This is a genomic window from Tsukamurella sp. M9C (genome assembly GCF_020169415.1).
Lineage (GTDB): Bacteria > Actinomycetota > Actinomycetes > Mycobacteriales > Mycobacteriaceae > Tsukamurella.
Map to the genome: position 1 here is coordinate 21,101 of NZ_JAIULG010000013.1, position 22,930 is coordinate 44,030.

19 protein-coding genes are annotated in these 22,930 nt (G+C 72.3%); 7 read left to right on the top strand and 12 right to left on the bottom strand.

Annotated elements, in window-relative coordinates; translation table 11 throughout:
* Window positions 1-45 precede the first annotated feature (45 nt).
* Window positions 46-2,043: an FAD-dependent oxidoreductase gene (locus tag LB823_RS08935; RefSeq protein WP_224646579.1), complete on the top strand. Its 1,998-nt coding sequence runs from the start codon at window positions 46-48 to the stop codon at window positions 2,041-2,043.
* Between the two features lie 4 nt (window positions 2,044-2,047).
* Here the strand turns inward: LB823_RS08935 and nusB are convergent, their stop codons facing one another.
* The 7 genes from nusB to LB823_RS08970 form a co-directional block, all read right to left on the bottom strand.
* The gene (gene nusB, locus LB823_RS08940; RefSeq protein WP_224646581.1) at window positions 2,048-2,545 is read right to left on the bottom strand and encodes a transcription antitermination factor NusB; all 498 of its coding nucleotides are present in this window, start codon (window positions 2,543-2,545) and stop codon (window positions 2,048-2,050) included.
* Complete coding sequence (efp, locus tag LB823_RS08945; RefSeq protein WP_224646583.1) at window positions 2,546-3,109, bottom strand: elongation factor P; 564 nt, start codon at window positions 3,107-3,109, stop codon at window positions 2,546-2,548. It lies immediately after the preceding gene.
* Between the two features lie 15 nt (window positions 3,110-3,124).
* Complete coding sequence (locus LB823_RS08950; RefSeq protein ID WP_224646584.1) at window positions 3,125-4,207, bottom strand: Xaa-Pro peptidase family protein; 1,083 nt, start codon at window positions 4,205-4,207, stop codon at window positions 3,125-3,127.
* A 64-nt stretch (window positions 4,208-4,271) separates the two neighbouring features.
* Window positions 4,272-4,808 (bottom strand): YceI family protein, encoded by a 537-nt coding sequence (locus LB823_RS08955; RefSeq protein ID WP_224646586.1) that lies wholly within the window; start codon window positions 4,806-4,808, stop codon window positions 4,272-4,274.
* A gap of 37 nt (window positions 4,809-4,845) precedes the next feature.
* Entirely contained in the window at window positions 4,846-5,211 is a 366-nt protein-coding gene (locus LB823_RS08960; protein ID WP_224646588.1) for a YciI family protein, read from the bottom strand.
* Window positions 5,212-5,290: 79 nt separating this feature from the next.
* Window positions 5,291-8,047 (bottom strand): LuxR family transcriptional regulator, encoded by a 2,757-nt coding sequence (locus LB823_RS08965; RefSeq protein WP_224646589.1) that lies wholly within the window; start codon window positions 8,045-8,047, stop codon window positions 5,291-5,293.
* 40 nt (window positions 8,048-8,087) lie between these two features.
* On the bottom strand, window positions 8,088-8,543 hold the full coding sequence (locus LB823_RS08970) for a nitroreductase/quinone reductase family protein (protein ID WP_224646592.1): 456 nt from the start codon (window positions 8,541-8,543) through the stop codon (window positions 8,088-8,090).
* Window positions 8,544-8,653: 110 nt separating this feature from the next.
* On the opposite strand from LB823_RS08970, the gene LB823_RS08975 reads away from it, so the two are divergent.
* The gene (locus tag LB823_RS08975; RefSeq protein WP_224646593.1) at window positions 8,654-9,322 is read left to right on the top strand and encodes a TetR/AcrR family transcriptional regulator; all 669 of its coding nucleotides are present in this window, start codon (window positions 8,654-8,656) and stop codon (window positions 9,320-9,322) included.
* Window positions 9,323-9,347: 25 nt separating this feature from the next.
* Here LB823_RS08975 and LB823_RS08980 read toward each other — a convergent pair whose 3' ends face one another.
* The 4 genes from LB823_RS08980 to aroC are packed head-to-tail and all read right to left on the bottom strand — an operon-like array spanning window position 9,348 to window position 13,843.
* The gene (locus LB823_RS08980) at window positions 9,348-10,853 is read right to left on the bottom strand and encodes an MFS transporter (RefSeq protein ID WP_224646594.1); all 1,506 of its coding nucleotides are present in this window, start codon (window positions 10,851-10,853) and stop codon (window positions 9,348-9,350) included.
* Between the two features lie 51 nt (window positions 10,854-10,904).
* The gene (gene aroB, locus LB823_RS08985) at window positions 10,905-12,017 is read right to left on the bottom strand and encodes a 3-dehydroquinate synthase (RefSeq protein WP_224646595.1); all 1,113 of its coding nucleotides are present in this window, start codon (window positions 12,015-12,017) and stop codon (window positions 10,905-10,907) included.
* Window positions 12,018-12,020: 3 nt separating this feature from the next.
* On the bottom strand, window positions 12,021-12,638 hold the full coding sequence (locus tag LB823_RS08990) for a shikimate kinase (protein WP_224646596.1): 618 nt from the start codon (window positions 12,636-12,638) through the stop codon (window positions 12,021-12,023).
* The gene (gene aroC / locus LB823_RS08995) at window positions 12,638-13,843 is read right to left on the bottom strand and encodes a chorismate synthase (RefSeq protein ID WP_308011432.1); all 1,206 of its coding nucleotides are present in this window, start codon (window positions 13,841-13,843) and stop codon (window positions 12,638-12,640) included. The genes LB823_RS08990 and aroC overlap by 1 nt, the downstream gene beginning before the upstream one ends.
* Before the next feature lie 80 nt (window positions 13,844-13,923).
* Between aroC and LB823_RS09000 the strand changes: the two genes are divergently transcribed.
* The 5 genes from LB823_RS09000 (at window position 13,924) to LB823_RS09020 (ending at window position 19,268) form a co-directional block, all read left to right on the top strand.
* Window positions 13,924-14,175, top strand: a complete 252-nt coding sequence (locus LB823_RS09000) for a hypothetical protein (protein ID WP_224646598.1) — start codon at window positions 13,924-13,926, stop codon at window positions 14,173-14,175.
* 82 nt (window positions 14,176-14,257) lie between these two features.
* Window positions 14,258-15,232 carry an ABC transporter substrate-binding protein gene (locus tag LB823_RS09005; protein WP_224646599.1) on the top strand — a complete coding sequence of 325 codons (975 nt, stop codon included), beginning with the start codon at window positions 14,258-14,260 and terminating at the stop codon, window positions 15,230-15,232.
* A gap of 16 nt (window positions 15,233-15,248) precedes the next feature.
* On the top strand, window positions 15,249-16,130 hold the full coding sequence (locus tag LB823_RS09010) for a siderophore-interacting protein (protein ID WP_224646600.1): 882 nt from the start codon (window positions 15,249-15,251) through the stop codon (window positions 16,128-16,130).
* 142 nt (window positions 16,131-16,272) lie between these two features.
* A complete protein-coding gene (locus tag LB823_RS24015; protein ID WP_224646601.1) occupies window positions 16,273-17,787 on the top strand; it encodes a hypothetical protein in 1,515 nt (504 codons plus the stop codon).
* The gene (locus tag LB823_RS09020; protein ID WP_224646602.1) at window positions 17,784-19,268 is read left to right on the top strand and encodes a DNA mismatch repair protein; all 1,485 of its coding nucleotides are present in this window, start codon (window positions 17,784-17,786) and stop codon (window positions 19,266-19,268) included. The genes LB823_RS24015 and LB823_RS09020 overlap by 4 nt, the downstream gene beginning before the upstream one ends.
* 36 nt (window positions 19,269-19,304) lie before the next feature.
* Here the strand turns inward: LB823_RS09020 and dnaE are convergent, their stop codons facing one another.
* Window positions 19,305-22,859, bottom strand: a complete 3,555-nt coding sequence (gene dnaE / locus LB823_RS09025) for a DNA polymerase III subunit alpha (RefSeq protein ID WP_224646603.1) — start codon at window positions 22,857-22,859, stop codon at window positions 19,305-19,307.
* Window positions 22,860-22,930 lie beyond the last annotated feature (71 nt).

Sequence of the window (22,930 nt, forward strand, 5' to 3'; positions counted from 1 at the left end):
GACGGCTCGCTCCGCCTCACTGGACGGACTGAAAAGGATGCCTTGATGCGACACGAAGCATACCAGTACGTTCAGGTCATGGAATTGTCGACCAGGCAACGCACGACGCTGTCCGCGATCGTCGACTCCTTCGCCCCGGGGGACGGGGTGGCGATCCCCTCCGCAAGCGACCTCCGGGCCGGTGACCTGGCCGTTTCCTACGCCGACCGCAGTCCACGCGACAGCGACGGCGTGACGCTCGCGCAGTCCCTGTCACTCTTCGACAACCGCGTGTTCTGCACCACTGTGTTGGGGACCCGGGGGCAGCGCTTCGCCGACCTCTCGGCCGCCGAACGCGAGCGGGTGCTGATCGATCTGTCCCGGTCGCGGTTCGTGCAGAAGCGAATGTTGTTCAAGCGCCTGCGCAACATCGCGCTGCTCGCCTACTACGCCGCGGGCGGGGCCGACGGCGAGCACGGCCCGGGAGCCGAGCTGATGGCCGCGATCGGCTACCCGCGGCAGGCGCCCATGAAGAAGCCGCGGGCCCGCGCCCTGCGCGCGCAGCGGCCCCTCTCCCCCGCGCGCTACGAGATCGACGCCTCGACCGCGTGCGACGTGGTGGTGATCGGCTCCGGCGCGGGCGGCGCGGTGGCCGCGGCGGCGCTCGCCGAGGCGGGGCTCGACGTGCTGGTCCTCGAGCGCGGCGACTACGTCGCGCCCACGGAGGTGGGCGACTCCGACCTCGACAACCTGGCGCAGCTGTACGCGCCGGGACCGTTCTGGACCGAGAACGCGCAGTCCTACCTCCTGACCTCGCGCTGCCTCGGCGGGGGCACGACCGTCTCGCACGGCGGCTACTTCCTCCCGCCCGAGGAGGTGCGCGCCGACTGGGCGGCGCGGGGCATCGACACCGGACCCGCACTGGACGCCGCCCTCGCGGAGGTGTGGCAGCGCTCGGGCGTGACCGACGGCGCCGGCACCCCCTCTGCGCGGGACGTGATCCTGGAGAAGGGCTGCCGCGCGCTCGACCTGCCGGTACGGCCCGTGAGCCTGGCGGACGACTTTGAGTCCGAGGGCCGGTGGGGCCCGTCCAGCCGGGTCGCGGCCAAGCAGGACGCCGGCCGCACGTGGCTGCGCGACGCCGAGAAGAAGGGCGCCCGCATCGTGACCGGCGCACAGGCCCGGTCGATCGAGACGCAGGGCGGGCGCGCCCGCACGGTGATCGCGCGGACCTCGGGCGGCTCGTGGCTCACGGTGCGCTGCAGCGCCGTCGTGGTGGCCGCGGGCGGCTTCGAGACGCCGGCGCTGCTCGCCCGCTCGGGCATCGGCGGGCAGCACGTGGGCAAGCACCTGCACCTGCACCCCACCGCCACTGCGGTCGGCCTGTTCGGCGAGACCGTGGACCCGTGGCTGGGCGCACCATCGACCCGGTTCAGCGACGCGCACGCGAACCTCGACGGCAACGGCTTCGGCGTGCGGTACGAGACCGCGCCGCTCACGCCCGCGCTGGCGTCGAGCTTCGTGCCGTGGCGCAACCCCGTCGAACACCTCAACGTGATGCGGCAGTTCCCGCACCTGTCGATCGTGCGCGTGGTGCTGCGCGACCGGGGCGCGGGCGAGGTGGTGATGGACGCCTCCGGCGAGCCCTCCGTGCGGTACGACCTGGCGGAGGCCGACCGGACGAACCTGCGGACGGGTGTGGACACCGCGGTCCGCATCCTCGAAGCCGCGGGGGCGCGGCGGATCTTCACCGGCCAGCAGCGCGGGGGCGATCACGTTCCCGGCGACCGCCCGGTCGAGCGGTTCCTGGAACAGTCGCACGCGGCCGGGTACGGCGTCGGCGAGATCGCGCTCGGCGCGCAGGACCCGATGAGCACCGTCCGGATGGCGTCCTCGGAGCGGCGCGGCGCGGCGAACCCGGAGGGCGCGCTGTGGGACGTGCCGAACGTGGTGATCGCCGACGCCTCGGCCCTGCCGACCGCGAGCGGCGTGCACCCCATCGGTGTGGTGCAGGCCCTCGCGCTGCGCAACGCCCGCGCCCTCGCGGAGCGCCTCAAGGGCTGAGCGGCTACTCCGGGCGGTCGGCCGGCTGGGCGGCGGCTGCGGCCCGGACCTGCGGCGCGAGCGCCGCGACCTTGCCGAGCACCCCGTTGAGGTAGGTCGGCGAATCGTCGGTCGAGAGCTCCTTGGCGAGCTCGACGGCCTCGTCGACCACGACGGCGGGAGGCACGTCGACGGCGTTGAAGAGCTCCCAGACGGCGATCCGCAGGATCGCCCGGTCGACGGCGGGCAGGCGCGTGAGCGTCCAGCCCGTCAGGTGCGAGGAGATCACCGAGTCGACCTGGGCGCCGTCGAGGCCGACGCCGGTGACCAGCGTGGCGGTGTACTCGGACACCGGGGCGACGGAGGCGTCGTCGGCGGCGAGCTGCCGGCGCTCCGCGAGCAGGTCGTCGAGATCGGTGACCCCGCGGGCCTCCGCCTCGAACAGCAGGTCGACGGCGCGCTTGCGCGCCCGGTGTCGGGCGCCCGACTTCTTCGGGCGCCGGTTGTCAGACTGCTCGGGCACTTAGGAGTTCACGCGCCCCAGGTAGCCGCCGTCACGGGTGTCGACCTTGAGCTTGTCGCCGGTGTTGATGAACAGCGGGACGTTGATCTCGGCGCCGGTCTCCAGGGTGGCGGGCTTGGTGCCGCCGGTGGAGCGGTCGCCCTGCAGGCCCGGGTCGGTGTGCTGCACGACGTACTCGGCCGACAGGGGCAGCTCGACGAAGAGCGCCTCGCCCTCGTGCATCGAGATCTGCACGCGCATGCTCTCGAGCAGGAACTTCGCGCCGTCGCCGACCTTGGCGTCGTCCAGGTTGATCTGGTCGTAGGTCTCGGCGTCCATGAAGACGTAGTCCGAGCCGTCGTGGTACAGGTAGTCGAAGTCACGCCGGTCGACGGTGGCGACCTCGACCTTGACGCCCGCGTTGAAGGTCTTGTCGACGGTCTTGCCCGACACGACGTTCTTCAGCTTGGTCCGCACGAAGGCGGGGCCCTTGCCCGGCTTCACGTGCTGGAACTCGATGATCTGCCACAGCTGGCCCTCCTGGTTGAGGACCAGGCCGTTCTTGAAATCAGCAGTCGATGCCACGTTGTGTCGATTCTCCTAGAGTGCGATCAAGTCTTTGGTGGTGCGCGTCAGCAGTTCCGGTCCGTCCGCACGGACCACGAGGGTGTCCTCGATGCGGACTCCACCACGACCCGGGAGGTACACACCCGGCTCCACGGTGACCACAGCACCGTCGGACAGTGTACCGCTGCCGAGTTTGCCCAGCGTCGGGGCTTCGTGGATCTGCACACCGACGCCGTGACCGAGGCCGTGCAGGAACTGCTCGCCGTAGCCCGCGGCCTCGATCACCGCGCGGGCCGCGCCGTCGATCGCGCGGACGTCGGCGCCCGGCACGAGGGCCTCCCGCCCGGCGGTCTGCGCCGCCCGGACCACGTCGTAGATCTCCCGTTGCCAGGCCGCCGGCTCGCCGAGGACGAAGGTGCGCGTCTCGTCGGCGTGGTAGCCGCGGAACCGCGCGCCGAAGTCGATCTTGACGAAGTCGCCGGCCGCGAGCACCGCGTCGGTGGGCCGGTGGTGCGGGATCGCCGAGTTCGCCCCGGCGGCGACGATGGTCTCGAAGGCGACCGCCTCGGCCCCGAACTCGTACATCAGATTCTCGAGGCGCCGCGCGACCTGCGCCTCCGTGGCCCCGGGGCGGATCGCGCCCTCCTCCACCAGCGCGCCGAGGGCCTGATCGCTGATCGCGCAGGCGCGGCGGAGAAGCTCGATCTCGCCGTCGTCCTTGACCTCGCGGAGCTTCTCGACGAGCCGGGTGGTCGGGACCAGGCGCGCCTCCGGCGCGAGCCGGGCGTGGTCGGCGTAGCTCAGGGCCGTCGCCTCGAAGCCGACGGTGCCGTCCGCCTCCGCGAGGAGGGCCTTCGCGACGTCGCGCTCGATGATCGCGCGCAGGTCGCCGGACTGCTCCGCGACCTGGGTGAGGTAGCGGCCGTCGGTGGCGATGGCGTCGGCGGCGGGATCCGAGGCCACGAGCAGCGCGCCGTTGGAGCCGGTGAAGCCCGCGAGGTAGCGCACGTTGTCGAGATCGGTGACGAGCAGTGCGTCGAGGGCGGGGTCGTGGCTCGCGAGCGCGGCGCGGAGGGTGTCGCGCCGGCGGGCGTGGTCGGTGATCGTCTGCGGCATCCTGCCACGGTATCGCGGCGCGGCGGTCGCGCGCCGCCGCGCGGCGTCGGACCGTCCCGCTGCGTCAGACCGTCGCGCGCGCGACGACCGTGACCTCGTCGACCACCTGCAGGGTGCCCATCATGAGCGAGAAGGGCTTGATCCCGAAATCCGTCTGCCGCACCGGGACGGCCGTGGCCAACGCGGGAGCCGGCTCGGCCTCCTCGTACGCGAGGGCGAAGTCGCACGGGCGGGTGGTGCCGCAGATCGTCAGCTCCCCGCGCACGCGGAAGCCGTTCTCGGAGGCCTCGATCGTCGCCGAGCGGTACTCGATCGTCGGGTTCGCCTTGACCTTGAGCGAGCGGTGCGCGTTGGCGGTGGCCACCGCCCGCTCCGGCGAGGTCAGCGGCGTGAGCCCGCCCTCGCCGGAGACGACCTCCAGGGAGCCCGCGTCGACGGTGACGACGAGGGAGACCGGCTGCTCGCCGTCGACCTCGATCGCCGCCCGCCACGTCGTCGGCGCGAGCACCAGGCGGTGCCCCAGCCGGGCCGACCGCCCGGCCACGCCGGTGTGCACCTCCAGCACGCCGCTGGACTGATCGATGGTCCTGGTCTCGGTCACAGTCCCGAATGTACCGGCGGTCGAGCGCCGGCACCGGTCACGCGGGCGCTTCCTGCAGCGCGCGGACCTCCACCCGGCTGCGCAGCGCGCGGGACGCCTTCTTGGCCCACTCGATCGCGTCGTCGTCGTTGTCGGCCTCGATCACCCAGAAGCCGCCGAGGTACTCGGGCGCCTCCACGAACGGGCCCGGGGTGAACACCGGCGCGTCGCCCGAGGCGTCGACGGTGGTCGCGGTCGACGGTGGCTGCAGGCCGCCGGCGAAGACGAACGCGCCCGTCGACTGGAGCTCGTCGTTGAACGCCCCGACCTCGGCGAAGAGCGCCTCCAGCTCGGCGGGGTCGATGTCGGCCATCGTCGTCTCCTCCGCGGAGTCGTGGGGAAGGCTGAGGAAGTACTGCGTCATGATCGCTCCTTGGTGCGGTTGTCCGGTGTGGGGCCGAATGCCCTACGGAGAACGCTACGAGCGCACAGCGGCGGGCGGATCAGTCACGGTGACCGGGTTCCGGGTGCGACGTACCGGTACCGCTTCCGTGCGCGACGAGGGCCGCCAGGTCGCCTCGGGCGGCGACGCCGAGCTTGGGATACGCGTTGTAGAGGTGGTAGCCGACCGTGCGCGGGCTGAGGAAGAGGCGGGCCGCGATCTCCTTGTTGGTGCAGCCGGCCGCCGCGAGCTGCACCACCTGTAGTTCCTGCGGGGTGAGCCGGTTGAGCGGGCCCGCGCTGCGCCGGCCCGCGTCCTGGCCGCCGAGCGCCACGAGCTCGGCGCGGGCGCGTTCCGCCCACAGCGCGGCGCCGACGTCCTCGAACCCGGCGAGTGCGGCCGCGAGCTCCGCCCGCGCCTCCGTCCGCCGGCGCCGGCGGCGGAGCCACTCCCCGTGCACCAGTCGGGTGCGGGCCAGGTCGTAGCCGCCGGCGGCCTCCTCGTGCAGCCGCAGCGCGGCGCGGTACAGGTCCTCGCCCTCGTCGTCGGGGGCGAGGAGGGCACGGCAGCGCAGCACGAGGCCGCTGGTCACGGGGCGGTCGACCACCTCCGCCCACTCCACGAAGCCCGCGAACGGCGCGGCCGCCCGCTCGGGCACCCCGCCCCGCGCGGCGGCCTCGACCAGGTCGGGGACCGCGCGCAGGAGGACGTCGCGCCCTGCGGGTCCGGTGCACACCGACTCCAGCACGGTCAGCGCGTCCGCGTATCGCGCCGCGGCGAGATCGAGCAGACCGGTCCCCCACGCCCCGACCTCGGCGTCGACGCGATGCCGGTTCCGGGCATCGGGCAGGGTCCGTTCGGCGAGGGCGCGACACGCGTCCTGCTCGCCCGCGACCGCGAGGAGCCACACCTCGAGCGAGCGGTGCGCGAGGTACTCCGTCCGGTTACCCAGTTCCTCGCTCACCGCCGCCCCCTCCGCGACGCAGACGCGGGCGTCCGCGAACTCCCCGCGGAGCAGCCGGGCCACTGCCAGGACGCCGAGGCAGTACGGGATCCAGCCCAGGGCCCCCTCCGCCCGCGCGGCGTCCAGCATGTCGGCGACGAGGCCGACGACCTCGTCCTCCCGCGCGGTGAGCAGCCCGCTGATGGCGGCGGTGATCGCATGGGTCAACGGGGCGTCCGCCCCCGCCGCGAGCGGACGCATCCGGGCGACTGCCGGTCCCGGTCGCCCGTCGGCGAGCTCGGCCCAGCCACGGATCGCGTCGATCACGAGCGTCCACTGCGCCGGGGGCGCGAAGTCGCTCAGCATCGCGGCGACCCGGCCGAGCAGATCGCCCTCCGCACCGTGCCGAGCGGCGTGCCCCGCCTCGTACAGGGCGAGCGCGGTCCGCTCGGGGTCGTCGTCCATCGTCGACGCGGCCGCATCGAGGGTGAGCTCGGCGTCGGCGCGCGGGGAGTCGCGCTCGTAGGCGACGGCGCCGAGCACGTAGACCGCGTCGGCGCAGACCCCCGGGTCGCTGCTGAGCGACAGGGCCTCCGCGGCGAGCCGCTGTGCGCGGTCGGGCCGTCCGCCGTCGTAGGCGGCCTGGGCGGCGCGCGCGATCCGCGCGGCGCGGCGCGGATCGTCCTCGCTGAGCCGCGCCGCGCGGTCGTACGCGATCGACACCGCCATGGCCCCGCCGCGATGCCGGGCGCGCTCCGCGACCCCGTCGAGCGCGACGGCGACCGACTCGGACGGCGTCGGCGTGCCCGCGGCGAGATGCCACGCGTACCGGTCCGGGTCCGCCGCGCAGGCGCGCGCGAGAGCCCGGTGCGCCTCGAGCCGGTGCGGCAGGGGCTCGCCCCGGTACGCCGCGGACCGCACCAGCGGATGCCGGAAGGAGACGCGGTCCCCGATCCCGATCAAGCCGGCGCGTTCCGCGGGCGCCAGGTCCGCGACCGCGCCGCCGAGCCCCTCGACGGCGCGCACGATCGTCGCCAGCGGGGCCGCGGAGTCCGCCGCGGCCACGAGCAGGGCGCGGCGCGTCGGCTCGGGCAGGGCCGCGATCTGTCCGCGGAAGGCCTCCTGGACGCGCAACGGCGCGGCCAGCGCGCCCACCGGGCCGACGGGTTCCGACGGTGCTCCGCCGCCCGACCGCGGCACCGCACCGAGTTCGATGAGCGCGAGCGGATTGCCCGCCGATTCCTCGAGCACCCGGGCGCGCAGGGCGTCGTCGATCCCCGGCGCGTGCGCGTCGAGGATGCGGGCCGCGGCGTGCGCCTCGAGGCCGTCCAGGTGCAGGGTGTCGATTCCGGGGGTGGCGAAGGGCATCGACGTCTCGCGCACCGCGAACATCAGCGCGACCGGATCAGCGGCGAACCGGCGCGCCGCGAACTGCAGCGCCACCGCCGATCCCCGATCGAGCCACTGCAGGTCGTCGACCACGCACAGCAGGGGCGCCTCGTCGGCGAGGTCGGAGAGCAGTGCCAGCACGCCCGCGGACACCAGGAAGCGATTCGGAGCCGACCCCTCGGCGAGGCCGAACGCGGTGCGCAGTGCCGCGGCCTGCGGGACCGGCAATCCGTCGAGCCGGTTCAGATACGGGTGCAGGAGCTGGTGCAGGCCGCCGTGCGCGAGTTCGGAATCGGACTCGATTCCCGCCCCGCGGACGACCCGCATGCCGGCGTCGGACGCGAGCCCCACCGCATGATCAAGGAGGGCGGTCTTGCCGATGCCCGGTTCGCCGCGCACGACGAGAGCCCCGCCGCGGTCGGCGCGCGCCCCGGCGAGCAGCCGGTCGATCCGCGCGCGCTCGTCGTCCCTGCCCACCAGCGCCACGCGGCCACCCTAGCTGGGCGGGCGCGCCGCCGGGGTCGCCTCAGGGACGGTGGAGCACGAAGACCGGGTAGCGGACCGCGGCGGCGGCGAGCTCGTCGTCGGAACTGTCGGCGGAGAGGCCGGGGAAGAAGGCGCCCACCTCCCAGGCCCACTTGCGCAGGTAGGCGCGCAGCACTGGCACCTTGGCGGCCGGATCCGTGACCTCGGTGGCGGTGAAGGAATCGGCGTTCCGCCCGAGCCGGAGCTCGCCCGAGCCCGCCACGCGCATGTTCCGCACCCACTGGGTGACGCCGCGCGCGGCGACGAGGTACTCGCCGCCGTCGACCGCGAGGACGTTGACGGGGGTGGTGCGCCACTCCCCCGAGGTGCGCCCGCGGACCGCGAGTTCCCTGCTGCCGTATAGGGAGACGCCGCGCCGGGCGAGCCAGGCGACGGTGTTGTTGAACGCGGTCGCGGTGCGGCCGGGGCGGACGTGGTCGGCGGCGGGTGCGGTCATGAGATCCTCCAAAGTGTGAGCACTGCTCTCGTTTCGATTCCATGCTCCGTCTTCGACCCGCCGTTGTCAAGAGCAGTGCTCTCGTTTCGGATCAGTGCAATGATCGAGGGGTGAACGCCTCCCTGACCGCCCGCGAGCGCGCCCGCGCCGAACTCACCGCCGAGATCACCCGCAGCGCGCGGGACCAGCTCCGCGAGGTCGGCGCCGCCGCACTGTCGCTGCGCGCGGTCGCCCGCGACCTGGGCCTGGCCTCGTCGGCGGTGTACCGCTACTTCTCCAGCCGCGACGCGCTGCTCACCGCGCTGATCACGGACGCCTACACGGCGCTCGGTGACGCGGTGGAGGCGGCGGACGCGAGCGTTGACGACCCGCGGGCGCGGTGGCTCGCCGCGGGACGGGCCCTGCGCGCCTGGGCCCTGGCGAACCCGCACGAATACACGCTGCTCTACGGCTCGCCGGTGCCCGGCTACCACGCGCCGGCGGAGACGACCGCCGCCGCGATCCGCACGTCGGGCGCCTTCGCGCGGATCGCGGTGTGCGGGAAGGGCGGTGGCCCGGCACCGTCGGGCGGGCTCGACGAGCAGCTGCGCGCCGCGGCGGAGGTCGTGGCCCCGGACGCCGATCGAGCCCAGCTCGCACTGGGCGTGCTCGCCTGGACGCAGCTCTTCGGCGCCGTGAGCTTCGAGCTGTTCGGCCAGTACGCGAACACCTTCGAGCCCGCCGACGCGCTGTTCGACTACACCCTGGAGCGGACCGCGGACCTACTCGGGCTGGACTGATCGATGGGGCGAGGCGCCCTCCGCCTCAGCGGCGGATCACGACTGCGATGAGCAGTGCCAGAACCGACATGAGCACGAGATCGATGGTCGCGACCGTGTGCAAGCCCGTCGTGAACGCCTCGCGCGCTGCCGCGATCAGCTCGCCGCCGGCGGCGGGCGGCATGAGATCGGCTGCCACAAACGCACCGGACAGAGTCTCCGAAGCACGTGCTGCCACCTCGGCCGGGACCTCCGTCACCGACACGTCGGACAGGCGGCCGCGGTAGACGACCGCAGCGGCACTGCCGAGGATCGCGACGCCCAGCGCTCCACCCAGTTCCGGCGCCGTCTCGGACAGCGCGGAAGCCTGCCCCGCACGGGCGACGGGCACGGCTCCGACGACGAGGTCGGTGGACAGTGTCATCATCGCCCCCAGGCCCAGTGAGACGATCACCGAACCGACGACCGGAAGCATCGCTCCGCCAGCGGGGTCCACGCGCATCAGCACCGCGAAGCCCCCGGCGGCGACGAGGAGCCCGGCGACCACGACGTTGCCGGGCGGCCAACGTCGTGCCGCGACCGGCGCGGCCGTCGCCGCTGCGAGCACCCCGAGCGCGGCGGGGACGGTCCAGAGCCCGGCGGCGAGCGGGGAAAGCCCGAGGACCAGTTGCAGATACTGGGCGAGGAGGAAGTTCGTGCCGAACAGGGCGAAGATTCCGAGCAGCAGGGTGACGATCGCGAGCCGGAACCGCCTGGAACGGAACAGGGTCAGATCCACCAGCGGATCGTCGATTCGCCGCTGGCGCCGGAGGAAGACTCCGGCCGCGACCACGCCGAGGCCGAGCGTCACGGTCGCCGGCAGACGGATACCGTTCTCCGCCATCTCCTTCAGACCGAGAATGACCGACAGGACGGCGACCAGAGACAACGCGACACTGAGGAGATCCACGCACCCCGCCCCCTGCGAGCGTCCTTCGGGAAGGACGAACGGGCCGATCACGAGGAGGGCGAGCACCAACGGCACCACGGTCAGGAAGGTCGCACCCCACCAGAAGTGCTCGAGAACCCAACCGCCGATCAGGGGACCCACCGCGGTGCCTCCGGCGACGCTCGCGATCACGGCGCCCACGGCCGACGTCCGTTGGCGTGGATCAGCGAACATCGTCGCGACGAGTGCGAGCGCCGTCGGCATCAGAGTCGCGCCCATCACCCCGAGCAGCGCCCTGCCGGCGATGAGCGCCTCAACACTCGGCGCGTACGCGGCGAGGACCGATACCGCTCCGAATCCCGCGGCACCGAACAGGAGCAGCCGACGACGACCGACCCGGTCACCCAATGCCCCCATGGCCATCAACGACCCCGCGAGCAGGAAACCGTAGACGTCCACGAGCCAGAGGGACTGAGAGGCCGAAGGGCCGAGATCCCGCGCGATCGCCGGCAGGGCGAGATTGGGCAGGGTGAGCTCGAGCGACGCCACCGACGTCGGCAGGACCAGCACCGCGAGCCCCGCCCACTGCTTCCGCCCCGCTCGCGCCGGTGCGACATTCGTCATGCGGCCACGCTAAGACCACAACGACGGTTGAGGTCAACTGCGCAGCAGCGCTCAGAGGAGCACGGCGCCCGCGGGCTGCGTCCCCTCCTTGGCGACGGCGGAGTAGGCGGCGACCAGCAGGGACGGGTCCGGGCCCTCGAGCCGGCCGGGACGGGCCAAGCCGTCGAGCACGACGAACCGGAGCAGGCCCGCACGGTTCTTCTTGTCCTTGCCCATGTACTCGAGCAGCTGACCGAAGGCGTCGGCGTCGTAACTCGTGGGCAGGCCGACGGATTCGAGGACCCGACGGTGCCGGTCGGCGGTCTCGTCGTCGAGGCGGCCGGCGAGGCGACCCAGCTCCGCGGCGTAGATCAGGCCGACGGAGACGGCGGCGCCGTGGCGCCAGCGGTAGCGCTCGCGGCGCTCCAGCGCATGTGCGAGAGTGTGGCCGTAGTTGAGGATCTCGCGCAGCGAGGACTCCTTGAGGTCGGCGGAGACCACTTTCGCCTTGACCTCGATGGAGCGGCGGACCAGCTCGGGCAGCACGTCGCCGGTGGGATCGAGCGCGGCCTCGGGGTCCTTCTCTATCAGCTCGAGGATCACCGGGTCGGCGATGAAGCCGGTCTTGATGACCTCGGCCATGCCGGCGACGATCTCGTTGCGCGGCACCGTCTCCAGCGTCACCAGGTCGACGATCACGGCCCGCGGCTCGTGGAAGGAGCCGACCAGGTTCTTGCCGGCGTCGGTGTTGATGCCTGTCTTGCCGCCGACGGCCGCGTCGACCATCGCGAGCAGCGTGGTGGGGACGTGCACCACCGGCACGCCGCGCATCCAGGTGGCCGCCACGAAGCCGGTGACGTCGGTCGCGGCGCCGCCGCCGAGGCTGTAGATCACGTCCTGGCGGCTGAGGCCGATGCGGCCGAGCACCTCCCAGCAGAACCCGGCGACCTGGAGGTCCTTGCCGGCCTCGGCGTCGGGCAGCTCGATGCGGTGCGCATCGATCCCCTTGTCCGCCAGGGCCTGCCGCAGTACCTCGGCGGTCTCGGCGAGGGTCGGCTGGTAGAAGATCGCGGCCGTGGTCGCCTCGCCGGCCGCGGCGACGGTCTCGTCGAGGAGCCCGCGACCGATCACCACGTCGTAGGGGCTGCCCGCGTCGACGCGGACCTTCACCGGATTCTCGCTCATCTACTACTCCGATCGATTCTTGGCGGACGTGCGGAGGACGGTGGGCAGCTTCGGCCAGGGGCCGCGGCGTTCCCGCCCGGGTGCGGTGTCCTTGAGGCGCCGCTGCACCTGCCGGACGACGGACGACGGTGCGCGCCCCACGGTGGAGACGCGGATCGTCGCGAGTTCACGGTAGATCGGCGTGCGCCGCGCCATCAGGGCGCGGTACGCCGCGGCGGGGTCGTCGCCCTTGAGGAGCGGGCGGTTCGACGCGGCCGGGCTGACGGTCCGCCGGATCCCCTCCTCCTCGGTCAGTTCGAGGTAGACCACCTGGTGCCGGCGCAGCAGCGTACGGGTGGTCTCGGAGAGAACGGCGCCGCCGCCGAGCGAGACGACGCCGGGATGGTGCGCGACCACGTCGGCCACGACCTCCTCCTCGATGGCGCGGAAGGCGGGCTCGCCGTCGCCGGCGAAGATCTGCGGAATGGTGCGGCCCTCGCGGCGCTCGATCTCCTCGTCGATGTCGAGGAACTCCACCCGGAGGGCGCGCGCGAGCCGACGGCCGATGGTCGTCTTCCCCGCCCCGGGCGGGCCGATCAGGATCGCCGCGGGCCCCGGCTCGCGGCCGGGCGCGGTGCCCATCAGATCGCCTCGGGCGTCACCCGCTGCAACCGCGCCGCCACCTGCTCGGAGTACCGCTCGAAGTTGCTGCGGGTCTCGTCGAGGCTGTCGCCGCCGAACTTCTCGAGCGCCGCCTGGGCCACGACGAGCGCCACCATGGCCTCGGCCACGACGCCGGCGGCGGGCACGGCGCAGACGTCGCTGCGCTGGTGGATCGCCACGGCCTCGGTACCGGTCTGCATGTCGATGGTGCGCAGCGCGCGCGGCACCGTGGAGATCGGCTTCATCGCCGCGCGGACGCGCAGCTCCTCACCGTTGGTCATGCCGCCCTCGACGCCGCCCGCGCGGTTGGTCGAGCGGAGCACGCCGCCCTTGTCGGGCAGCATCTCGTCGTGCGCGGCGCTGCCGCGGCGGCGGGCGGTCTCGAAGCCGTCGCCGACCTCGACGCCCTTGATCGCCTGGATGCCCATGAGCGCGGCCGCGAGGCGCGCGTCGAGGCGGCTCTCCCCGGACGCGACGGAGCCGATGCCCACCGGCAGGCCCGTGACCACGACCTCGACGACGCCGCCGAGGGTGTCGCCGTCCTTCTTGGCGGCCTCGATCTCGGCGATCATCGACTGCTCGGCGGCCTCGTCGAAGGCCCGCACGGGCGAGGCGTCGATCTTCTCGAGGTCGTCGCCCGACGGGGTCGGCCCGACGTAGGGCTCGGACGCTCCGATGGAGATGACGTGGCTGACCACCTCGGCGCCGAAGGCCTGGCGCAGGAAGTTCCGGGCGACGGTACCGGCGGCGACGCGGGCGGCCGTCTCGCGGGCGCTGGCGCGCTCGAGGACGGGACGGGCGTCGTCGAAGCCGTACTTCAGCATCCCCGAGTAGTCGGCGTGACCGGGGCGCGGCCGGGTGAGCGGCGCGTTGCGGGCCATGCCGTCGAGCAGCTCCTGGTCGACGGGGTCGGCCGACATGACCTGCTCCCACTTGGGCCACTCGGTGTTGCCGATCTCGATGGCGACGGGACCCGCCTGGGTACGGCCGTGCCGGACACCACCGAGGATGGTGACCTTGTCGGCCTCGAACTTCATCCGCGCACCCCGGCCGTAGCCGAGGCGTCGCCGCGCCAACTGGGCGGCGATGTCCGACGACGTGACCTCGACGCCCGCGACCATGCCCTCCATGAGGGCCACGAGGGCGGGGCCGTGCGATTCTCCTGCGGTTATCCAGCGCAACACGCGTCCCATCATCCCAGATCGACCCGCCGGACCGTGAGTTCGGGTGGCCGAAATCTCGGTCGCAGGGTAGGGTGAACTCCATGACCACCGTCGCCGCATCCTCGACTTCCGACCTCCGTGCCGCAGCACAGCGGTCCACCGTCGACGTTTTCGGTGTCGCGTGGCCCCGCTACAAGGCCGAGGCGCTGGTCGCCGCGCTGGTCGTGCTCGCCCTGGGCGTCGTACTCACGCTCGCCACGGGTGCGGCCTCATTCGCGCCCGCCGTGCTCGCCGCGGCCGGAGTCGGCGTCGCGGTGTGGTGGGCGGCGCGCGCAGTCCACGCCCGCGCGTAACTGCACCTCCGGCGCCTTGCGCCTCGACCGCCTCCCCCCTTAGGATCGCCTAACCAAACCGGTCCTCATCACGGGAGTCGTCGTGCCACGAACGCTGCGCAGCCGCCGCTCCTTCCTGCACTTCGCGGGGGCGGGCGCCGTCGCAGCGACGCTGGGCACCGCCGCCTGCGGGAGCACTGACTCGTCGGGGTCCGGGGCGCCGACCGTCGACGTCCGGTACCTCGACCTGTCCTTCGCCGTCCCTCGCGAGCCGAAGCGGGTCGTGGTCATGGAGGGCCGCGGCGACCTGGAGTTCGCCCTGCTCGCGGGCTATCCCGTCGTGGCCACCGCGAACGCCTACGACCAGGGGAAGCGGCCGTCGGGGCAGTTCGCCGGCAGGCTCGGCGACGACGTGACGATCCTCTCCCCCGCCGCCGGGGCGCGTCCCACGGCCGAAGAGGTGCTGATCCACGCGCCGGACCTGGTGGTGATGCGCGCCAACGCCTACCGCGGCGACTGGTACAACAACTCCCAGCTCTCCGGCGCCACCGCGATCCTGGCCGTCGAGGTGAACCGCCCGCAGTGGCGCGAGGACATGAACGCACAGCTCGCCGCCGTCGGTCGCACGGCGAACGCGCAGCAGTACGTCGCCGATTACGACGCGAAGGTCGCGGCGACCAAGCGGGACCTCGCCGGGACGCTCGCGGGCAAGCGGATCGCGATGGTGACCACGACCGGGAGCAAGGCCCGCGGCACCGTCCTGGTGTGGGCGCAGACCTTCGGTACCGCGATCGGGCGCGAGATCGGCATGGACGTCCTCTTCGGCGACCGGCAGGTCGACCCGTCGAAGGGCTCCTTCGAGGCGAGCCTCGAGAACCTCGACGTGCTCGCCGGCGCCGACCTGATCCTCCACCAGGACACCGACGGATCCATCGCGGACGTCAAGACCTGGCGCACGCTCCCCGCGGTCCAGGCGGGCCGCGTGGCGAAGCTGAACCCGCAGTACAACAACGGCCTCGTCCTGACCGCGTCCGCGCTGGTCGACGACCTGGCCGCGGCCGCGCAGTCGCTGCGCTGAAAGGAGATCCGGACCGATGGCCCGATTCGACGGGTACTACCAGGCGGAGGTCGTCGCGGCGCACCGCGTGACACCGAACATGGTCCGCGTGCGGTTCGGTGGGCCGGAGCTCGCGCAGTGGGTCAGCAGCGGCGACCCCGACGAACGCCTGACCATCGCGTTCCCCAGTCCGGGCAGGCGTACGCCCCCGCGCCCCCGGATCGCCGGCGGCGCCTGGCACTTCGACGACGCCGCCGCGCCCGAACAGCGCAGCTACACGGTCCGCCGGGTCGGAACGGGAACGCTCGACGTGGACTTCGTGGTGCACGAGGGCGGCGTCGCCGCCGAGTGGGCTATGCGAGCCGGGCCGGGCGACGCGGTCGGACTCTCCCAGGCGGGAGGCTGGTACCGCCGCCCCGCCGGCGTCACGTCCGTCTTCCTGGTCGGCGACGCGACCGCGCTCCCCGCGATCGGCCGGATCGCCGAGGAACTCCCCGCTGACGTCCGCGCCCACGCGATCGTCGAGGTCGCCTCCGACGACGACGTCCAGGACCTGCCGTCGGCGGCGGACCTCACGACCACGTGGCTGACGGGCAGCGGGATGGGCCGCGCACCGTCGGGCCTCCCCGATGCGGTCCGGAACCTCGCGCTCCCCGGCGACGGGGTGTACGTCTGGGCTGCCGCGGAGACATCGGCCACGCGCGCGATCCGCAAGCACCTGCGGCACGAGCGCGGCCTGCCGAACGCGGCGATGACCGTGATCGGCTACTGGCGCACGCAGAAGGAGGCGTGGCTGCAGCGGTACGAGCCGGCGAGGCCCGGCCTCCGTCGACGACGGGACGCCCTCGAGGCCGCCGGCCTGTCCGGCCAGGATCTCATCGAGGCGTGGGACCAGGAGATGGAGCGCGCGGGCCTGTAGACCGCGGTCACGCCGCCCAGCACGGCCCTTGCCCCCGCGTTCGCCGCGGACGTACGGTCGAAGAACCGGCGGACCTCGTGAGGCGCCGCCGCCACACCCGCCGGTCGGCCCGTGACGACACGGACGAGAGCGGAGGTGCGCCGTGGACTCCCCCTCCCTCCTGGGCGCGCCCTCCCATGACTCCCCCGGCCGCGACCCCGCGTACTTCGCCGATCTGGGACTGGACCGCATCATCGCCGAGGCCGCGGCGCACGACCCGGACATCGCGCCCCTCTTCCGCGCCCCGGCCCCGACGGTGGCCGCCGCGCGGTACCGGCAGGACGTATGCCGGGTGCTGCGCCGGGACGCGCGCCTCACCACAGCGCTGCGCCGGTTCTGCGCGACGATGGCCGGGATGCGCGAGGCCGCATCGAACGCCGAGCGCCTGCGGCTGCGCCCCGAGCGCGACGCGTGGGCGCTCGACGGCGCCCGCCGCTACCTCGCCGCCGTCGCCGACCTCCGCGCGGCGCTCGCCGAGCCGACGGACCCGCCGGCGGCGGTGCGCGACCTGTTGGTCCACCTCGACGCGCTGTCGGACTCGCCCGGACATCGGGGGCTCGAGCGTGATGCGGCGGAGGTCACGGCGCTGATGGATGCGGTCGAGTACACCGTCCGGATCAAGAAGTCCGACGTCCGCGTGGGCCGCTATCATGGCGAACCGGACTACGGCGCCGAGGTCGCCGCGGTCTTCGAGCGGTTCCGGGTCGACGGTGCCACCCGCCGCGCGGAGGACGCCCCCGTCCGCCCCGGACTCGACGGCGTCGAGGCCGCCATCCTCACGGACGTCACCGCCCTGTTCCCCGAGGCGTTCGCCGCGCTCGCCCGGTTCCGAGAGCGGCGCGCCGGCTACGGCGACCCGGTCGTGACCGCGGCCGACCTCGAGATCCGCTGGTACCTCGGCTATCTGGACTTCGTCGCCCGCTCGGAGGCCGCCGGACTGCCGTTCACCCTCCCGACCATCGCCGACGATCCCGTCCTCGACGCGCGCGGCACCGTCGACCTCGCAATGGCGACCGACCTGCACCGCCGCGGAACGCCCGTCGTCGGCAACGACCTCCGGCTCGACGCGGACGAGCGCGTCCTCGTGGTGACCGGCCCCAACCACGGCGGGAAGACGGCGCTCGCGCGGGCCTTCGGCCAGATCCACCACCTGGCGGCGCTCGGCCTGCCCGTGCCCGGCACCGCGGCCGAGATCGGGCTCTTCGACGCGCTGTTCACGCAGTTCGAGCGCCCCGAATCCGCCGACGACCGGCACGGCAGGCTGGAGTCCGACATCGCGGGTATGCGCGAGATCCTCACCGCGGCCACCGATCGGAGCGTCGTGGTGATGAACGAGACCTTCGCGTCGACCTCCCTGGAGGACGGGATCCGCCTCGGCTCCGCCGTCGTCCGCGGACTGGTGTCGACCGGGGCGCGCTGCGTCTACGTCACCTTCGTCGACGAGATCGCCCTGCTCGGCGACGGGGTGGTGAGCATGACCGCCGACGTCCCCGCCGATCCCGCCGAGCGCACCTACCGGGTACGACGGGGCCGGCCGCAGGGGCCCGCCCACGCCGCGGCCCTCGCCCGCCGGCACGGCCTCGACGCCGAGACCCTGCGCCGCAGGATCGCGTCATGAGGACGCGCCTGCTGTGCCGCGACCGGGATCTGCACGACACCCCGGCGGCGCCTCCGCGCTCCGAGGAGCTGCGCCGCAACCTCGGGCTGGACCGCCTGCTTCCGGTCATGGCCGCCGGCGACGACGCGCTGTACCGCGTCGCGGAGAGCCTGTTGCTCGGCGACGTCGCCTCCGCGGCGGACATCCGCTACCGGCACGAGGTCCTGCGGGACTGCCTCGTCCACCCCGACGCGGTCGACGAGCTGCGCCGGATCGCAGCAGCCGCGGTCGAACGGGAGCGGCACAACTACTTCGGGCTCTTCACCCGCGCGACGCCCGACAAGGTGCTCTACCGCTCCCTCGACGTGCTGGACATGTTCGTGGACGCGTTCGCCGAGCTGCGGGCGGCCTGCGACCGGTGGCGCGGCGGCTTCTCCTCGGCGGGCTTCGACGCCTTCTTCACGTGCATCGCGACCGAGCTCGACGACGAGTACCTGGCGACGGTGCGGGCGCACCTCAAGGAGCTCCGGTTCGCGAAGGGAGAACTGATCAGCGTGCGCCTCGGGGCCGGGGCGCACGGAACGGATCACGTGCTGCGCCACCCGGACCACTCGACGTGGCGCCGCCTGCGCGGACGGGACGGAACGATCGACCTCGACGTCGACGACCCCGCCGCCGCGGAGGCCCTGGCCGTGCTGGCGGGCCGCGGCATCCGGACGGCCGCGGACGCCGTCGCGCAGGCGGCGGAACACGTGGCCGCGTACTTCCGGACCATCGCCGACGAGCTCGGCTTCTACCGCGCCGTCATGAACCTCCTCGCCGCCCTCGACGAGCGCGGCGCGCCCTGGTGCCTGCCCGAGCCGGCGGCGCGGGGCCTGACCTGCCGCGGGCTCTACCACCCCGTGCTCGCCCTCGAGGCCCGGGAGCCGGCGGTCGGGAACGACATCGACACCGAGGACGCGGCGGTCACGATGATCACCGGCGCGAATCACGGCGGGAAGACCACGCTGCTGCGGAGCATCGGGACAGCGCAGCTCATGCTGCGCTGCGGCATGCCGGTCCCCGCGCGCGAGTACCGCGGCGCCGTCCACCCCCAGGTGCTCACCCATTTCGGCGGCGAGGAGCGCGAGGGCGGAGACACCGCCGGGCGGCTCGAGGAGGAGCTGGGGCGCATGAGCGCGATCGCCGACGTGATCCGCCCCGGCGCGCTGCTGCTCTGCAACGAATCGCTCGCGTCGACGAACGAACGCGAGGGCGCGGCACTGGCGCGGCAGATCGTCGAGACCATGCGGGACTGCGGGATCACCGTCGTGTACGTGACCCACATGTACGAGCTCGCGCGCGGTCTCGCCGACGCGGCAGATCCGCGGCACGCCTTCCTCCGCGCCGAACGCCTCGACTCCGGCGACCGCACCTTCCGGGTGCTACCCGGCCGCCCCCTCCCGACCAGTCACGGAGAGGACCTGTTCCAGCGGATCTTCGGCGCCGGAGCGGGAGTCTGACGCGGCGAGCGCGGCCGCGTCCACGTCAGGAGAGGGTCACGAGAGGCAGTTGGGCCCCAGCAGCGCCTTCAGGTCACCCATCAGCGACGACGACTGATTCACCCGCAAGGTGTCGTCGAGCCGCAGCGTGGTGGCCTTGTCGCCGCTGACGAGCTTGACGTGCACGTCGGAGACGCCCGGGTGCCGCTGCAGCACCTGCTTGAGCGCGGAGACCTTGTCCTGCGTGCACACCCGCGTCTGCATCGTGAGCGACAGTGGCTTCGCGACCCCGATCTGAGAGAGGTCGATGGGCGCGATGTCGTTCGCGATCAGCGTGACCTTGTCGTCGCGGAAGTTCACGCGGGCCTTGATCAGCACCACCGCGTCCTCGACCACCTCGGCGCCGAACGCGGCGTAGGCCTGCGGGAAGAAGAAGACCTCGATACCGCCGGAGAGGTCCTCGAGCTGCGCCGACGCGAACGGGGCGCCGTTCTTGTTCACGCGCCGGTTCACCGACTGCAGGATGCCGCCGACGGTGACCTGGGTGCCGTCCTTGACGTCGCCCTCGACGATCGCGGGGATGGGTGTGTCCGTCTGCGCGGCGATCACGTGCTCCACCCCGTCGAGCGGGTGCGCGGAGACGTACAGGCCGAGCATCTCGCGTTCGAGGGCGAGCTTGTGCTTGCCGTCCCACTCCTCCTCGGGCACCTTGATGGTGAAGACGTCGTCGATGGGACCGGCGGCGCCCTCCTCCTCTCCCATGGAACCGAAGAGATCGAACTGGCCCACGGCCTCGGCCTTCTTGGTGGACAGCACCGATTCGATGGCGTCGCTGTGCACCAGGAACAGGCCCTTGCGCGGGTGCTCGAGGGAGTCGAAACCGCCCGCCTTGATGAGCGATTCCGTGACCTTCTTGGAACAGGCCGCGACCTCGATCTTGGCGAGGTAGTCGGAGAAGGAGGTGAAGTTCCCCTTCTCGGCGCGGCTGCGCACGATGGACGCGACGACGCCCTCACCGACGTTGCGCACCGAGCCGAGGCCGAACCGGATGTCCTCGCCGACCGAGGTGAACTGCAGGTGCGACTCGTTGACGTCGGGCGGGAGCACCGTGACCCCGAGGCGGCGGCAGTCGCCGAGGTAGATGGCGGCCTTGTCCTTGTCGTCACCGACCGACGTGAGCAACCCGGCCATGTACTCGGCCGGGTAGTTCGCCTTGAGGTACGCGGTCCAGTACGAGACCAGGCCGTACGCGGCGGCGTGCGACTTGTTGAACGCGTACCCGGCGAAGGGCAGCACGGTGTCCCAGAGCGCGGTGATCGCGGCCTGCGAGAAGCCGTTGTCGAGCATGCCCTGCTGGAAACCGCCGTAGGCCTCGTCCAGCACCGACTTCTTCTTCTTGCCCATCGCGCGACGCAGGATGTCGGCCTGGCCCAGGCTGTACCCGGCGACCTTCTGCGCGATGTGCATGATCTGCTCCTGGTACACGATCAGGCCGAACGTGTCCGCGAGGATCTCCTTGAGGGGCTCTTCCAGCTCCGGGTGGATCGGCTTGACGTCCTGCCGCCCGTTCTTCCGGTCCGCGTAGTCGTTGTGCGCGTTCATGCCCATCGGGCCGGGGCGGTACAGGGCGCCGACGGCGACGATGTCCTCGAACTTGGTGGGCTGCATGCGGCGCAGCAGATCCCGCATCGGGCCGCCGTCGAGCTGGAAGACGCCGAGGGTGTTGCCCTTCTGCAGCAGCTGGTACGTGGTCTCGTCGTCGAGCGGCAGCTCGTCCATGTCGAGCTCGATGCCGCGGTTGGCCTTGATGTTCTCCAGGGCGTCACCGATCACGGTGAGGTTGCGCAGGCCCAGGAAGTCCATCTTCAGCAGGCCGATGGCCTCGCACGACGGGTAGTCCCAGCCGGTGATGATGGCGCCGTCCTGCGCGCGCTTCCACACCGGGATCGCGTCGGTGAGCGGATCACAGGACATGATCACCGCGCAGGCGTGCACGCCCGCGTTGCGGATCAGCCCCTCGAGCCCGAGCGCCATGTCGTAGATCTTCTTGACGTCCGGGTCCGTCTCGATGAGCTGCCGGACCTCGACGGCCTCCTTGTACCGCTCGTGCGAGGGGTCCGTGATGCCCTTGACCGAGATGTCCTTGGCCATGATGGGCGGCGGCAGCGCCTTGGTGATGCGGTCGGCGATCGAGTAGCCGGGCTGGCCGTAGATGACGCGGGCCGAGTCCTTGATCGCGGCCTTGGTCTTGATGGTGCCGAACGTGATGACCTGGGCCACCTTGTCCGAGCCCCACTTCTCCGAGGCGTAGGTGATCATCTCCCCACGCCGGCGATCATCGAAGTCGATATCGATATCGGGCATCGACACGCGCTCGGGGTTGAGGAACCGCTCGAACAGCAGGCCGTGCGGGATCGGGTCGATGTTGGTGATGCCCAGCGCCCACGCGACGAGCGAGCCGGCCGCGGAGCCACGGCCCGGGCCCACGCGGATGCCGACCTCGTGCGCGTGCGCGATCAGGTCGCCGACCACGAGGAAGTACGCGGGGAAGCCCATCTCGTTGATCACCGAGAGCTCGTACTTCGCGCGCTCGACGTAGTCCGCCGGCGGGCCGTCCGGGAACCGGCGGTTCAGGCCGTCCATGACCTCGGACTCGAGGAACGACTCCTGGGTGTGGTGCTCCGGGACCGGGAACCGCGGCATGCGGTCCTTGTGCTCCCAGACCTCCTTGTAGGACTGGACGCGCTCGCCGATCTCCACGGTCGAATCGCACGCGCCGGGCACCTGCGAATCCCACAGGTCACGCATCTCCTGCGCCGACTTCAGGTAGTAGCCGTCACCGTCGAACTGGAACCGCGTGGGATCGGACAGGGTCTTGCCGGTCTGGATGCACAGCAGCGCGCCGTGCGACTCGGCCTTGTCCTTCGTGACGTAGTGGCAGTCGTTGGTGGCCAGCGGCTTGATCCCGAGCTTGCGGCCGATGTCGAGCAGGCCCTCGCGGACCCGGCGCTCGATGTCGATGCCGTGGTCCATCAGCTCCAGGTAGAAGTTCTCCTTGCCGAAGATCTCCTGCCACTTCGCCGCGGCCTCCAGCGCCTCCTGCTCGTGCCCCAGCCGCAGCCGCGTCTGCACCTCGCCCGACGGGCAGCCGGTGGTGGCGATGATCCCCGCAGCGTGCTCGGCGATGATCTCGGCGTCCATGCGGGACCACTTGCCCAGCTGCCCCTCGAGCGACGCCAGCGAGCTGAGTTTGAACAGGTTCCGCAGGCCGGTGGCGTTCTCCGCCACCATCGTCATATGGGTGTACGCGCCCGAGCCCGAGACGTCGTCGCTCTTCTGCGACGGATCGCCCCACTTCACCCGCTTGGTGTTGAACCGCGACTCCGGCGCGATGTACGCCTCGATACCGATGATCGGCTTGATCTCGTACTTCACCGCGGTGTTGTAGAAGTCCGACGCGCCGAACATGTTGCCGTGGTCGGACATGCCCACCGCCGTCATGCCCAGCCGCTTCGCCTCGGCGAACAACGGGTCGACCTTGGCCGCACCGTCGAGCATCGAGTACTCGGTGTGGTTGTGCAGATGGACGAACGAGCCGGCGGCGGACGTCATGGGCTACTCACCTCCGGTGAAGAATCTCATCGCTGTCATTAGGCAGTGTAGGCCCCTCCACCGACACGTCC

Excerpts from the sequence above, each read along its gene's own strand:
- LB823_RS08935 (WP_224646579.1), top strand. The coding sequence starts at position 46 with ATGCGACACGAAGCATACCAGTACGTTCAGGTCATGGAATTGTCGACC.
- LB823_RS08950 (WP_224646584.1), bottom strand. The coding sequence starts at position 4,207 with ATGCCGCAGACGATCACCGACCACGCCCGCCGGCGCGACACCCTCCGC.
- LB823_RS08960 (WP_224646588.1), bottom strand. The coding sequence starts at position 5,211 with ATGACGCAGTACTTCCTCAGCCTTCCCCACGACTCCGCGGAGGAGACG.
- LB823_RS08970 (WP_224646592.1), bottom strand. The coding sequence starts at position 8,543 with ATGACCGCACCCGCCGCCGACCACGTCCGCCCCGGCCGCACCGCGACC.
- LB823_RS08980 (WP_224646594.1), bottom strand. The coding sequence starts at position 10,853 with ATGACGAATGTCGCACCGGCGCGAGCGGGGCGGAAGCAGTGGGCGGGG.
- aroB (WP_224646595.1), bottom strand. The coding sequence starts at position 12,017 with ATGAGCGAGAATCCGGTGAAGGTCCGCGTCGACGCGGGCAGCCCCTAC.
- LB823_RS08990 (WP_224646596.1), bottom strand. The coding sequence starts at position 12,638 with ATGGGCACCGCGCCCGGCCGCGAGCCGGGGCCCGCGGCGATCCTGATC.
- LB823_RS09000 (WP_224646598.1), top strand. The coding sequence starts at position 13,924 with ATGACCACCGTCGCCGCATCCTCGACTTCCGACCTCCGTGCCGCAGCA.
- LB823_RS09010 (WP_224646600.1), top strand. The coding sequence starts at position 15,249 with ATGGCCCGATTCGACGGGTACTACCAGGCGGAGGTCGTCGCGGCGCAC.
- LB823_RS09020 (WP_224646602.1), top strand. The coding sequence starts at position 17,784 with ATGAGGACGCGCCTGCTGTGCCGCGACCGGGATCTGCACGACACCCCG.
- dnaE (WP_224646603.1), bottom strand. The coding sequence starts at position 22,859 with ATGACGTCCGCCGCCGGCTCGTTCGTCCATCTGCACAACCACACCGAG.